This is a genomic window from Palleronia aestuarii, from assembly GCF_003253995.1.
GTDB lineage: Bacteria > Pseudomonadota > Alphaproteobacteria > Rhodobacterales > Rhodobacteraceae > Palleronia > Palleronia aestuarii.
The window spans coordinates 1-12,589 of the sequence record NZ_QKZL01000047.1 but is presented as its reverse complement, the minus strand read 5'-3'; the positions used below and the strand labels follow the sequence as shown (position 1 = coordinate 12,589).

General features: G+C 62.7%; 11 protein-coding genes and 5 pseudogenes. 9 read left to right on the top strand and 7 right to left on the bottom strand.

Going from position 1 to position 12,589, the window contains the following annotated elements; genetic code table 11:
- Together LX81_RS20895 and LX81_RS20890 are read right to left on the bottom strand one after the other, a co-directional pair.
- Positions 1-293 (bottom strand): annotated as a pseudogene (locus LX81_RS20895) (transposase); the annotation flags it as partial.
- Between the two features lie 258 nt (positions 294-551).
- A pseudogene (locus tag LX81_RS20890) lies at positions 552-1,311 on the bottom strand (IS5 family transposase).
- A 333-nt stretch (positions 1,312-1,644) separates the two neighbouring features.
- On the opposite strand from LX81_RS20890, the gene LX81_RS20885 reads away from it, so the two are divergent.
- From LX81_RS20885 to LX81_RS23015, 7 genes and pseudogenes are all read left to right on the top strand, one after another.
- Complete coding sequence (locus LX81_RS20885; protein WP_146259512.1) at positions 1,645-2,823, top strand: GumK N-terminal domain-containing glycosyltransferase; 1,179 nt, start codon at positions 1,645-1,647, stop codon at positions 2,821-2,823.
- 99 nt (positions 2,824-2,922) lie between these two features.
- The gene (locus tag LX81_RS20880) at positions 2,923-4,395 is read left to right on the top strand and encodes an oligosaccharide flippase family protein (RefSeq protein ID WP_146259511.1); all 1,473 of its coding nucleotides are present in this window, start codon (positions 2,923-2,925) and stop codon (positions 4,393-4,395) included.
- Positions 4,396-4,617: 222 nt separating this feature from the next.
- Entirely contained in the window at positions 4,618-5,022 is a 405-nt protein-coding gene (gene tnpA, locus LX81_RS20875) for an IS66-like element accessory protein TnpA (protein ID WP_234822794.1), read from the top strand.
- Positions 5,019-5,366 (top strand): IS66 family insertion sequence element accessory protein TnpB, encoded by a 348-nt coding sequence (tnpB, locus tag LX81_RS20870; protein ID WP_111539191.1) that lies wholly within the window; start codon positions 5,019-5,021, stop codon positions 5,364-5,366. The genes tnpA and tnpB overlap by 4 nt, the downstream gene beginning before the upstream one ends.
- Before the next feature lie 39 nt (positions 5,367-5,405).
- Entirely contained in the window at positions 5,406-5,696 is a 291-nt protein-coding gene (locus tag LX81_RS23025) for a hypothetical protein (RefSeq protein WP_234822793.1), read from the top strand.
- Positions 5,693-6,727, top strand: a pseudogene (gene tnpC, locus LX81_RS23020) (IS66 family transposase); the annotation flags it as partial. The gene LX81_RS23025 and the pseudogene tnpC, both read left to right, overlap by 4 nt.
- A gap of 74 nt (positions 6,728-6,801) precedes the next feature.
- Positions 6,802-7,011 (top strand): transposase domain-containing protein, encoded by a 210-nt coding sequence (locus tag LX81_RS23015; protein WP_234822795.1) that lies wholly within the window; start codon positions 6,802-6,804, stop codon positions 7,009-7,011.
- Positions 7,012-7,235: 224 nt separating this feature from the next.
- Here LX81_RS23015 and LX81_RS20860 read toward each other — a convergent pair whose 3' ends face one another.
- Both LX81_RS20860 and LX81_RS20850 read right to left on the bottom strand, forming a co-directional pair.
- Positions 7,236-7,739 (bottom strand): hypothetical protein, encoded by a 504-nt coding sequence (locus tag LX81_RS20860; protein ID WP_146259510.1) that lies wholly within the window; start codon positions 7,737-7,739, stop codon positions 7,236-7,238.
- A gap of 338 nt (positions 7,740-8,077) precedes the next feature.
- A complete protein-coding gene (locus tag LX81_RS20850; RefSeq protein ID WP_146259509.1) occupies positions 8,078-9,331 on the bottom strand; it encodes a glycosyltransferase family 2 protein in 1,254 nt (417 codons plus the stop codon).
- Positions 9,332-9,401: 70 nt separating this feature from the next.
- Between LX81_RS20850 and LX81_RS20845 the strand changes: the two genes are divergently transcribed.
- Positions 9,402-10,703 (top strand): polysaccharide biosynthesis/export family protein, encoded by a 1,302-nt coding sequence (locus LX81_RS20845; RefSeq protein ID WP_111539187.1) that lies wholly within the window; start codon positions 9,402-9,404, stop codon positions 10,701-10,703.
- Positions 10,704-10,766: 63 nt separating this feature from the next.
- Here the strand turns inward: LX81_RS20845 and LX81_RS22410 are convergent, their stop codons facing one another.
- The gene (locus LX81_RS22410) at positions 10,767-10,931 is read right to left on the bottom strand and encodes a hypothetical protein (RefSeq protein ID WP_170134077.1); all 165 of its coding nucleotides are present in this window, start codon (positions 10,929-10,931) and stop codon (positions 10,767-10,769) included.
- Between the two features lie 368 nt (positions 10,932-11,299).
- Here LX81_RS22410 and LX81_RS23010 point away from each other — a divergent pair.
- Positions 11,300-11,608: pseudogene (locus LX81_RS23010) on the top strand (IS110 family transposase); the annotation flags it as partial.
- Positions 11,609-11,647: 39 nt separating this feature from the next.
- On the opposite strand, the gene LX81_RS22625 reads toward LX81_RS23010, so the two are convergent.
- Together LX81_RS22625 and LX81_RS22620 are read right to left on the bottom strand one after the other, a co-directional pair.
- Positions 11,648-11,914 (bottom strand): hypothetical protein, encoded by a 267-nt coding sequence (locus LX81_RS22625; RefSeq protein ID WP_211322855.1) that lies wholly within the window; start codon positions 11,912-11,914, stop codon positions 11,648-11,650.
- Positions 11,915-12,378: 464 nt separating this feature from the next.
- Positions 12,379-12,589 (bottom strand): annotated as a pseudogene (locus LX81_RS22620) (ISL3 family transposase); the annotation flags it as partial.

Below are 12,589 nucleotides of genomic sequence, written 5' to 3'. Positions count from 1 at the left end.
CTTGAGATAAGTTGCGTCGATCATGATCGTCTGCCGTTCCGCGCCCTCGGCCGCCAAGCCGTCCATGATCCTGGCGAACACACCCATATCGCTCCACCGCTTCCATCGGTTAGAGAGCGTCTTCGGGGGGCCATACTCACTGGGGGCATCGCACCAGCGCAACCCATTACGGTTGACAAAGATTATGCCGCTCAGGACCCGTCTGTCGTCGACACGGGGCGGCCATGGCTCTTCGGGAAGTACGGCCGCAGCCGCGCCATCTGCGCCTCGGTCAGCCAAAACAGGTTGCTCATGCATGTTGTCTCCTCGCGGAGCCTGAATCACGACCAACGTCGTCAATCAATGGGTCCTGAGCCTACTGGGCAGTATCGAATTTTCGGATCCCGGAGGGGGTCTCCACCTGATAGATGGCGCAATAGTTCCGAAGGTACCAACCGATCTGTACAAGCTGCTTGTCAGGGTTTTCATAAATCGCTTTCAGAAAGACGCTTTTGGTACGATTTCGGTCCAATACTTAACGACGAGCGCGTGCAACCAGCCCCAGTCCTAGGTCATGTTGACAATCGGCGGCACCAGGGCCGGATGCAGGCGATATCGATGAAGCCGAGGAAGCTCTCGGCGGTCTTATCGTAGCGAGTGGCGATCCGGCGGCTGTGCTTCAGGCGATTGAAGCAGCGTTCGACTAGGTGCGAAGGGTGCAGACGGCGATGTCGACCGTCTTGCGGGCTCTGCGGTTCCTGCGCATCGGAATGACCGGTTGTCCTTTCCGCGCTTCGATTGCCTTTCGGATGCTGTCGGCGTCGTAGCCCTTGTCGGCGATGAGCACTTTGGGCGCGGGAAGGTTGTACGCCATCACCAGATGATAGCCGGTATGATCCAAGGCCCGGCCCACCGTGATTTCTGTCCTCATAGGCAGGTCCCATCCATTGGCCCGCAGATGGGTCTTCGTCGAAACCCCGCTCCGCGAGCGCCCAGGAGCTTCTTGCGGAGCCCCTTTTCTGACCCCGCGGCGTGCTGGTGAGCCTGGGCGGTGGTGCTGTCCACCATCTGTACCTCGCGGGGCGCGGCGCCGCCGTCGTTCAGCGCTTCCAGGATCAGTTCCCACAATCCCGCAATCGTCCAGCGCCGGAACTGCCGGTAGACGGAGGACCACTTGCCGAACTTCGCGGGCAGATCCCGCCATGGTGCACTCGTCCGTGCGATCCAGAACACCCCATCCAGCGCGAGCCGCGGGTCGGTCCACCTACGGCCGTTCGGCTGGCGCACTGCGTTGATGAAAAGCTCGCGGAACGCCCACTCCGCGTCCGCCATCAGGTACCGCGCAAAGATCGCCTCCGTCGTGAAAACGACCGTGAATCACGCCTCGGACCCGATGGGAGTCTCGTATGTCAACGCAGCCGAGGGTCTGATCCCCACCCAAGCATCCCACGTGGTAGGCGCTCCGGGGAGACGTTCCCCGAAAGGCGACGTCTCGTCGGGGAAAATGAGAGGGGAAATCCGGCCGTCGGGCCATTTGCGCAACAAGCCCTTGTGCACGTAAAACGCAGTCTTTGGGTGGAGCCTGACGGGACGAAGGTGGCCATACGACGGGCGTGAGTATCGATTACGGTTATGCTAGGCCAAGGATGCAGCTAGAGATCACCCATGACACATGTTTCCCCCGGAACGGTTTTGTTCCTGTCTAATCATTACTGGCGAAGTAAAAGGCGGGCCGGCTTTCACGGCCTAGCTCAATCGTTCCGCGACGACGGCTGGCTGGTCAGGTTCGTCACGACCGGAGTCAGCCGTCTTTCCTTCCTGAAGGCCGATCCTCGGCTCGTCCAGATGCGGCATACCGTCCTCAACCGCTGGATGACCGGCTGCGACGGGATCGAAAGTTTCGTTTACTGCCCCCCGGTCCATCCGTTCTCTCGATCATGTGCCACCGACGGGATCACCGACCGCCTTTTCGCACGCCTCTATCGTTGCTTTGTTCCCAGTGCGCTGAGACGACGGATCGCAGAAAGCGACCTTGTCGTCTTCGAAAGCAGCGCGGCCCTCCTTTTGTTCGATGCAGTGTGCCACATCGCGCCCAATGCACGGCGCGTTTATCGCGTTTCGGACGATGTGCGGGTGGTGGGCATGGCGCCCGAAATCCAGTCAGCCGAAGACGCTGCGGCGCCGCATTTCCACCTCGTCAGTGTGCCAAGTCGGATGCTGCTCGAAAGGCGGTTCGGCGATCTCCCGGCGGCGCAGTTCCATCCGCATGGCATCGACATTCCACGGCTCCGCGCTGCCTTGGAGGCTCCCGCCAAGGATCTAGCGCATCCCAATTGCGTTGCGCTCGGTACAACGCTCTTCAATACTGATCTGCTTGCGCTTTGCGCGCGTAGCCGTCCTGACATACGGTTCTATATCGTCGGTGCAGTTCCAAAGAACCGGCGCATTGATCTAAAGAACATTACCTGGTGCGGTGAGCGTCCATTTCAGGAAGCGCTGGAAATGGTGGCTGCCTGCGACATCGCCGCAGCCTTCTACCGTCCCGAGCCTGGAACCGAATATCTTGCGGAAACGAGCAATAAGATTGCACAATACATCTTCTTCCGCAAGCCCGTCGTCGGGCCGGCACATCTTGCCCCGGCCTTGCCGGCCTCGAACTTTTTCGCGGTGGCTCCGTCAACCCTAGAGGGTGCGTCAAGTGCGATCGGGCAGGCTCTCAACGCCGATCCATCCGAGTTCGCCGCTGCGTCATTACGGGCGTGGACGGTGGTGCGGGATGAGATCGTCGCGCAATCTGGACTGGCTGGACTCGACGAGGGAGTAGGGCATCTTGATGCGGTATAGGGCGGCGGTTAAGCTCCCGCGACGCGGTGAGAGAAATATCTCAAAGTTCCGTCCAGCAAATCCGATGTTAGCCCTATTCGCTCGGTGACGGAGCATGACGTGAGCAAAAGAAGCGCCGCCGCCCAGAACGGAGTATGGTCGATCATTCTGCAATGGTCGCGGTTTGGTCTTAACACCATTGTATTCCTAATCCTTGCGCGCTGGCTCAGCCTCGCCGAGATCGGCGCCTTTGCCATTGCCTTCGCGCCGATCAACCTCATCCAGAATGTGCAGCGTACCGGTTTTTCAGACACCATCGTACAGGGCGACACTGAACCCGGACCCTTCACCGACACGATATTCTGGATGTCCGCGACGTTCGGCTTTGCGTTGTCGCTTTGCCTTTTCGGCTTGTCCTTCGTGATCGGGCCGATCGTGAGCAACGAAGCGGCTGGCACCTATCTCGCGGCAATGGCCGTGATCCCGCTTCTCGTGGGGATTGCGGCTGTTCCCGAGGGGCTAATCCAACAGCGTCTCGAGATCCGGACTCTGGCGTTGCGCGCAACGGTGAGCCTTACCATCGCCGGGGCGATCGCCCTGTGGTTCGGCCACGCTGGCTATGGCGGCTGGGCTCTCACCGGCTTCGCGATCGTCAACGCCGTGGTATCGACAATTCTCGTCGTCGCATTGGTTCGCTGGGTGCCGTCCAGCGGCCTGCGTGTGGACATGGCGCGCCAAGTGCTTCCGATTCTCGGCGCTATTTTGGGGCGTGGACTGGCCATTCACGCGACCATGCCGCTCTTGCAGTTGATGGTTGGTGCCGGCCTTGGCCCAGTCGCGGCAGGGGCGTTCCAGATCGCGCAGCGGTTTTTCAACCTTGCCGCGACGGTGGCTCTCACGCCATTGAAATTCGCAGCGCTGCCGGTCTTTGTGCAGGTTCGAGGAGACGTTACGCGGTTGCGCCGCGTCGTTATCGAGACTGCAGGCCTAGTGAGCCTCGTAGCCTCGCCAGTCTATCTGGGCCTACTGGCGCTCTCACCCCTACTTCTGCCGCTCGCGGTGGGGGAAACCAATGGGACGGCCTCTGTCGCCACTTCGCAAGCCCTGCTTCTTATTGGAGGACATGTGGGCCTGTACGCTATCTTCACCCAATCCCTTACCGCTATTGGCCGGTCCGATATCGCTTTGCGGTGGTCGGTGGGGGTATTCGTTCTCAACATGGCAATTGGCGCTGTCACGGCGCTTTACTCCGAAGCGCTGACAGCGTTAGGCTGCAGCCTTCTTGGCTACGCCGCGATCCCGTTCGTCCTGAGATTGCTTCGCATCCATATAGGCATCGCACCCTGGGAGATGGCCCGGATCGTGTTCGGCCCGGTCAGCGCCGCAGTGATAATGGCTGTTTGCGTGCTGCTTATGAGCGAAAGCCTAAACGGGTGGATCGGCGGTATTGCCCTTGTGGCCCTGGAGATCGTTCTAGGCGCCGCTATATATTTCGCGTTGGCCCTGTTGATGCTGCGCCGTCAGCTCTCCACGACTCGAAATCTTCTCGTCACGCTCCTGCCTCAGCGCCTGCAGCGCCGAGGCAGCGGTTGATCTGCAGCCATAGGCGCGCTCTCAGGCTGCAGCGCGTCGCTTTCGCCCTCAATACGATCTTCCGGGCGACTGTTGCCGCAACGGAGAGGCTATGGCGGGCGGGTAGGATGCGTCCGAAATGGCGCAACTCTAACGTAAGCGTCCGGCCTGACTGCCCTGCCTGATCCTGTAGCGTGGCCATAGTGTCCATTAGCGATAGTGGACATTACGGGGCGGGTTCGGATGGGAAAGCGGGCGCGGAAGCGGCGCATCTGGGCGGACGACGAGAAGCGGATGATTTGCCGGCAAACGTGGTTGCCGGGGGTCTCTGTGAGCCAGGTCGCGCGGCGCTACGACGTGAACGCGAACCTGGTGTTCACGTGGCTTCGGGATGCGCGGTTCGCGCAGGAGGCGGCGGAGCTGCCCATCGAGGCGTCCGCCGTCGAAACCGAGGCGGCCGCGACGTTCTTGCCCGTGGAGTTAGTCGAGGAAGGCTCAGCAGCATCACCGGATGAGTCGGCGGCACCTCGCCCGGCAGGCGTGATGGAGATCGTGCTGGTCGGCGGGCACCGGCTGCGGGTCGAGGGGGCCTACGATCCCGACGCTCTGGTGCGCTTCCTGCGGGCGCTGTCGGAGCCCGGTCCGTGATCCCGATCCCCGCCGGCGCGCGGGTCTGGCTGGCGGCGGGCGTGACGGACATGCGCCGCGGCTTCGCGACGCTGGCCGCGCAGGCGCAGGACGTGCTGAAGGAGGATCCCTATGCCGGGCACCTCTTCGTCTTCCGCGGGCGGCGGGGCGATCTGACCAAGATGATCTGGTGGGACGGTCAGGGGGCGCGTCTCTTCTCCAAGAGGCTCGAGAAGGGCCGTTTCGTGTGGCTCGCGGCGAAGGACGGGAAGGTGGCGCTGACGCCCGCGCAGCTGGCTATGCTGCTTGAAGGGATCGACTGGCGGACACCGCAGCGTACGTGGCGGCCGCTGCGGGCGGGATAGAGGATTCCCAGGGGAATCGTGTCCCGGTAGTATCGTCCCATGCTTGATGAGGCGGCCACCCTTCCCGAGGATCCCGACGATCTGCGCTCGCTCGCGGAACGGCTGATCGCCGAGGTAAAGGCGCAGGCCGTGCTGATCGAGAAGCTCTGCCACCAGCTTGCATGCGCCATCGTCTCTCGGACCGATGGCGAGACGAGCGCATCACCGGGCGCACCGGTTCGGCGCCTCGGCCGAGACGGCCGATCAGTTGCAGCTGGCGCTGGAGAGCGAGACCTTGTTCGCCATTGGTTCAAGAACAATGGTCGAGCGAGCTCGCTGCGGCGGCGATGACCGCGAAGCTGCGTCTGCCCGAGCCGGCCGAGGAGAAGGGTAAGCCCAAGCGCCGGCCCATCCCGGATCATGTCCCGCGCACGATGATCGAATTACTGCCCAAGCAGGATGACTGCTCCGCCTGCGGAGGCAGGCTCCGGCAGGTGGGCGAAGATGTGACCGAGGAGCTCGAATACGTCCCTGGGCGCTTCGTCGTGAACCGGATCATTCGCCCCCGCTCCGCCTGCTCGGGCTGCGACAGCTCCACCCAGGCGCCGCTGCCGTCGCGCCCTATTGAGCGCGGCCGGCCGGGGCCCGGGCTTCTGGCTCACGTGCTGGTCAGCAAATACGCCGACCACCTCCCGCTTTACCGCCAGTCCCAGGTCTACGCCCGCGAGGGGATCGACCTCGACCGCTCGACGCTGGCCGACTGAGTCGGGAAGATGACAGCACTGTTGGAGCCCCTGTCCGAAGCAATCGGTCGCCACGTTCTGGCGAGCCGCGCCATCCATGCCGACGACACTCCGGTCCGCATGCTCGCGCCCGGCACCGGCAAGACGCAGACCGCACGGCTGTGGATCTACGTGCGCGACGAGCGACCCTGGGCGGGGCCGGCGCCGCCGTCCTGCGGGCTTTCGCGGCCCCGCAGGGGCCACGGTCCCTTCGGACCGCTCTACCGTTTCTCGTCCGACCGCAAGGGTGCCCACCCGGCCCGGCACCTCGCGGGCTTCGAGGGCTGGATGCACGCTGACGGTTATGTCGGCTTCGAGGAGCTTTACCGCAGCGAGGGCATCCGCCTGGCGCATGTGCGCCGCAAGTTCGTCGACGTGCATAGGTCCCAGGGCTCGGCCATCGCCGAGGAGGCGATCGCCCGCATCGCAGAGCTCTACGCCGTCGAGAAGGCGATCCGCGGCTCGCCGCCCGCAGAGCGCGCACGCGCCCGCCAAGAGTACGCGGCGCCCATCTTCGACGCGCTCGAAGCCTGGCTCGTCGAGCAGCTGCTCGCCCTGTCGGGAAAGACCCCGCTCGCGGCGGCCATCCGCTACGCGCTGAACCGCCTGCCGCGGCTCAGGCCATACCTGACCGACGGCGCCATCGAGATCAACCACAATGGGCCGAACGTGCCATGCGCGGCTGCGCTCTCGGTCGCAAGAACTGGCTCTTCGCCGGCTCGGCTGCGGGCGGGAAAGCCCTTGCCATCGCCGCAACCCTCATCGAGACCGCCAAGCTAAGCGGTGTCAACCCCCACGCCTGGCTCACCGACACCCTCGCTCGCATCCCCGACTACAAGATCACGCGCGTCGACGAACTGCTGCCCTGGAACTACGGCAAGTAGCTGACAGCCCGGACGCTTACACTCTAACTGCGTCTTCCGGAAATCCTTAAGTAGGGTATTGAACAACTCCCGCCGCCAAGTCTCGCAGATCGTCTCGGTGCTATTGAGCCAAGTGATTTCTCCCATCGTGCCACCGATCTGTTCCCGGCTGATGTCGCGAAACGCAATGTCGTAGCGCTCCTTCAGCCATTCGAGATCGTGAGAGGCACGTATGATGGCTGCTTTTACAGGGGAGCGCAGCCGTGGACGTCCGGATCCACCATGGGCGCGCTCGATCTCGCGTAGCCGATCCATAGCAGGTTGCAAAGCGGATCGGTGATGCCGGTGCGATGGGGCAAGCGCGCATGCCGGTAGTCGAGGATGATCGACGTTGCCTCCGCGGAAACGCTTTCATTGAGCGAGACCGTCTTGAAGTTGCAGTCGATGTCAGGATCGCCGATCACCGCGGAGAAGAAGTCGCTGACGATGTCACCGTCCAAGAGACTTTCCCGCTCGAAAGCCCGGACGACCGGATTGCCGAAGGTACGTTCCAAGGCCTTGATGGTGGCGCGAAACTGAAAAGGATGTGGGGCGGGGATCGCGCCCGAACGGACACACTGCTGCAGCGCCGATAGGTAGTACGGCGCGGGGGATCGGACGTAGAGTGCCGCCGTCACTTCTTCGCTCACGCCGAGAAAGCGCTCCCGCAACGCCTCCATCTCTCCTGACGATGTGGCGAATGCGAACATCTCGCTGCTCAGGATCACGGTATGGGGGGCGTGGCGTTCAATCTTCCCGATGATCTGCGCTCAGGAGAGTTCGGAGTGGCGTCGTGCGCTCGCTTCCGGCCCGTACCTATCAAGAAGGGCGGGATTCAGCTTCTCGGCCGAGAGGAACAAGCCGGTCAAGAAATGATGCGCCTTCTCCTCGACGAGCCGCGGGTAGAGAATCCCATGGGCCAGAAGCCGATCCCGATTGGAATACAAATTTCCCTGAAGGTCGGCATTGCCCGTCTTGGTCGTCTTAAGATGCAGAACGAGACGGGACGCGGTCCGGACGGAAGAGGCCGCACGCAACCCGGCGGGTCTCATCCGAATATCCGGCCTAATCGACGCCGCGCGACGTGGACCTGACGCCTGAACATTTGGGCGAACAGAATTACTCCGTTGGCTCGGCTCTTGCCGCCGAGGGCGCGTCGCGCGGTGCGGTATTCCCGCAATGGATAGAGGATCGTAAGAAGGCCGATGAAGGGAAGGCGGCCAAGCAGTGCGTGCAGGAAGTCGCCGTTCGCGACGACTTCCGCCCGGATTAGATCCCACATTTCTCCGAAACCCTTGCCGCTTCCCGTGCCGGAACCGGTGACTGTCAGGTGGCTCAGGGTAACGTCCCTAGCAAAATTGTTCGCCCCATGTCGCCGGTAGGCACCATGAGCCCCCGGCACGAGCACGGTGCCACCGATCAGATGGCAGAATTGGAAGAGATAAAAGTCGGCCGAAATTCGAAGCCCTTTGGTACGGTCCGACATGACGATGTCGAGTGCGTTGCGGCGAAACATCACCGCGCTGGTGGATGTCCAGATCCAGTCTCGCTCGAAATTCGCCGCAGGTGGTACGTAACGCAGGGGCGCCGGGGGCTCGGTGACAGTCATGCTGTCGTCCTCGATACGCCAGGTCTCCTGCCATCCGGCAACGAGGCGGCATTCGACGGGCATCGTATCGGACAGGCGCGCGCGCGTTCCAGGATCGGCGGCCCTGCCACGCCGCAAGCCCGCGATGATCTGCCCGCCGCCATCGACGACGACCGCGTCCGAACAGGTCATCGCCGCGGTGCAGTCCCGGCTGAGATGAGCACGGACATGGGTCCATACGAAATCCTCGAACAGACAATCATCGGCATCGACGAAGACGACGAAGACGCCTTTTGATTCCGAGAACCCTTCGTGGAAGGCATTCATCTGCCCCCCGTTCTTCGGCAGCGCCACGAGACGGAACGGAAAAGCGGGGTCGATCTCTGCAAGAAAGTCGCGGATGATCCCGACCGAGCCATCGCTCGATGCGTCGTCGACGATGATGCATTCGAGGCTGGGATACCGTTGCCGGACGATTGAGTTCAGACAAGTCCGCAGGAAGGTCGCATAATTGTAGTTGGTAACGACGATCGAGACGAGCGGGGGACGGTCGAGGCCCTCGGGAACGCATATCGTGCCGAGGCGACGAGTTTCCGGCATTGCTTGCGGACCGTTGTCTAACACCATGGAAAACCCTTCGAACCCTTTACCCCTACGAGACGTTTCGATCTGACCGGAAGGGGATATCCGACGCAACAGGTAATGGGATTGCAAGACGGGTATCTCGTCGGCAAGCTAATGAAACGCTGGAAAGAGCGTCAGAGACCGGTCACAGATCGCTCGCTTGATTTTCCTTTTTTCAGTCGTCCAGTATGTCGAGGTATTCATGATTCAATATTGGGTTGGCATTCGACGGGTCGTCCTGGCGGGCGTCGTCTTCCTGGCGACCGCAATGCCCATTTCCTCGCAGGAGGCCGTACGGCTTGCGCCTGGCGACACGGTCACCTTTTCCGTCATCGGGGCGTCCGGTTTGGATCGTCAGACGACAGTAGGAGCCGATGGCACCATATACCTACCGCTGGCGGGCAAGATCACCGCGTCAGGCCTGACCGTCGACGACCTGCGGGAAACCGTCTACACTATTCTGAAGGACCGGGCCTACCGTGCCAGCGGCCCCAATGGCGAGGATGTATGGCGCGAGTTGCAGCCCGACGAAATCTTCCTCGACATCTTCGAATTCCGGCCGATCTATATCGGGGGCGACGTGTACCGCCCCGGCGCCATTCCCTACCGCCCCGGCCTGACGGTGCGCCAAGCGCTCGCCGTTGCGGGTGGTGTCGGTCGGGCGGTAGAGGACAGTTCGCAGCAAAACCTCATGAGCCTCAGCGAGAATCGCGCGATTATGGTCGGGCGGATCGATACCCAGCGCATTGGGCTCGAGCAACTTCGGACCGATCTTCAGGCGCTGAACGCCGCCTCCGACGCGAATCCGCACGCAACGCCCGTGCAGCCACTCACGGGCGATTCTCCCTCCGAACTCGAGACTCTGGCGCAGCGCTGGCTGGATGCGCGAGCCGACCTCCGGCGATCGAGACAAAGCGGTAGCGAACTTGTGCTCAACCGCATGGACAGCCGCCTTGATGTGCTTGAGGAACTGGAAAGCGCAAGTCACGAGAGCCTTCAATTCGAGGAGGACGATTTTGAGAGAATCCAGCAGCTCGTCGAACGGGGTGTCGTGCCGCCCTCCGCCGAGACGGATGCGCGGCGGGGCCTTCTGCAATCTTCGATCCGGACCCTCGAAACCGGCGGCGAGGTTCTGCAGATGCGACTCGAAATGGCGAGATTCGAGGAGGACTCCAAAGCAGAGAGAACGAATGACAGGATCAACCTCCTCGAGCAGATCTCTCAGCGCACGGCGGAACTGCGCGACATGGAACGTCAACTCCAAGCGATCAACGATCAGCTCGCCGTTCTTGGCGCCATGCCGATCGGCGCACCGGAGGTCTCCGTGGACATCCGGATCTTTCGTGCCACGGCCGACGGGGTCGAAGGGGAGTCGGCGACACCTGGCATGATGCTGTTGCCTGGCGACGTTTTGGAAGTCACTGTATCCCTGCCGGACGGTACGTCACCCGCCATGCGGTGATTCTTCGATTCCCTTGGCGAACCGGGCCGAAGCCCATGCTCTGCCCGATTGCCCGGTTGCGCCTCAAACGAAGGCGAACTCGTCGTTGACATACGTTGTCTGGAGGTAGGTCTCGGCATCGCTGAGCGCGCGGTTGTAGATGAGCGCGGCGCCGATCTCCATCTCGCTCTCCCCCAAACCGCCGATCTCGCCCCCGAGCACTAGCCGCTGTAGGTCGGTGGCGAACACGTGCGACCGACTGTCGATCAGCGCCTCGTTGAGGTAATGGTCGAACGTGCCGCCTGACCTGTTCGCGGATTGTCCGCGTTCAAAAGTTAAGTCTGTTTCAAGTTTGGTCCTTCTCTGACCGGTTGAAGTATTACCGCGGCGTGAGCTCGTCGAGGCTCGAATGCAGGCGGTGATAGTCGTAGTCATTGCGCTATGCCGCAATCAACTGGTGTGCATGGTCGTCCATTGTGCGCCATTGATGGTGTGGACGTCTTCCGCTCCCGGCATCGCAATGTGCCACATTGGGTGTCGTCGCAGACCCACCGAGGGAGCCATCCATGGACGAGATTACCACCATCGGCACCGATCTTGCCAAGAGCGTCTTCTAGATCTACGACCTCCGGGAGGACGGTACGGTCGCCCTGTGCCGGAAGTTGCGGCTCGGCCAGGTTATGGCCTTCTTCTAGGCCTGTCTGCCCTGCCTTGTCGGCCTCGAAGCCTGTGCTGGCGCGCATTACTGGGCGCGTGAGCTAATCGCACTGGGCCATGAGGTTTGGATCATGCCGGCGGCTTACGTGAAGCCGTATGTAAAGCGGGGCAAGACGGACGCCGCCGACGCCGAGGCCATTTGCAAGGCCGTCACCCGCCCGACGATGCGGTTCGTCCCGGTGAAGTCGGCTGAATGTCAAACAGCACTGAAACGGAACCCCCTATCGGCGGCGAAAAAGGGGTCTGAGTCAAATTTGGTGCATCTCCAGCGTCATGATGCAGTGACCAGACGCGCTTTGAGAAGCTCGATGTTGGCCCTGCCATATATCTGGCGTTTGAGGGTCTTCAGGCGGTTGGGTCCGTCCCTTGGTCTGGCCTTTGAACCACGGCTCTGTCAGCGCTGCGACCACGGCAGCCTGATCAGCGACGAGTCCGCGGGTGAATGAGGCGATCTCGCTGGTTGCTGCCTCGTCAAGCCACGCCGTCAGGTCGCCCGCCGTGCCGTTCCGCACCATGGTGACGACCCGTTCGACGGGGAGACGAGTGGCCGCCAGGGGCTGGCAGCGCGACGTCGACGTGCGCAACGAGCACGGCGTAAGCCTTGGACAGGTGGTTGCGGGCCGCGGTCATGAGCTGCGCGATCCTGCGCGCGGGCAGGCACTTTCCCGAACCCCGCCAGCATCGCGCTGTCTGCACGCCGCTGTCGCGTCGCCCATTCGCCGACAGCCCGAAGACTGCCGCCGACAGCCCGAGGCGCGAAGCCGGCGCCGGAGCTCCGTGGCATCGCGGCACCCGGCTGCCCAATCTAGCTCCAACCGAGGCAGCCAAGGGGTCAGGCTGTTCTAGCGCACCCGGAAGACATCGTCGCGCCTGGCCCCCGCACGATCCGGCGGACGAGGCCGCGGCTCATCCCTGTCGCCCGCACGATGCGCTCGATCGGACCACCTTTGCTGGCCATGCGCCGGACGGTCTCGTTCGTCTACTGGCGGCGCTGGAAGCTTTCGTATTGCAGGGGCTCGGCCGCGGTGAGCAGAGCGGGGTCGCGCTCCGTCGCCCCAACAGCGCGGCGGATTGTCGGCATCTGGCGTCGCACCGCCGTCCGAGGCGCCGCGCTGACGTTCTCGAGGAGGTGCCAACGATCCGCCACCCGGACCGCCCGGGGCAAGGCGCGCGTGACCGCACCGCCGGTG

Bases quoted from the DNA above. Each gene is read 5' to 3' on its own strand.
- LX81_RS20885 (WP_146259512.1), top strand. From the start codon at position 1,645: ATGACACATGTTTCCCCCGGAACGGTTTTGTTCCTGTCTAATCATTAC.
- tnpA (WP_234822794.1), top strand. From the start codon at position 4,618: ATGGGAAAGCGGGCGCGGAAGCGGCGCATCTGGGCGGACGACGAGAAG.
- LX81_RS23025 (WP_234822793.1), top strand. From the start codon at position 5,406: ATGCTTGATGAGGCGGCCACCCTTCCCGAGGATCCCGACGATCTGCGC.
- LX81_RS23015 (WP_234822795.1), top strand. From the start codon at position 6,802: ATGCGCGGCTGCGCTCTCGGTCGCAAGAACTGGCTCTTCGCCGGCTCG.
- LX81_RS20860 (WP_146259510.1), bottom strand. From the start codon at position 7,739: ATGTTCGCATTCGCCACATCGTCAGGAGAGATGGAGGCGTTGCGGGAG.
- LX81_RS22625 (WP_211322855.1), bottom strand. From the start codon at position 11,914: ATGGTGCGGAACGGCACGGCGGGCGACCTGACGGCGTGGCTTGACGAG.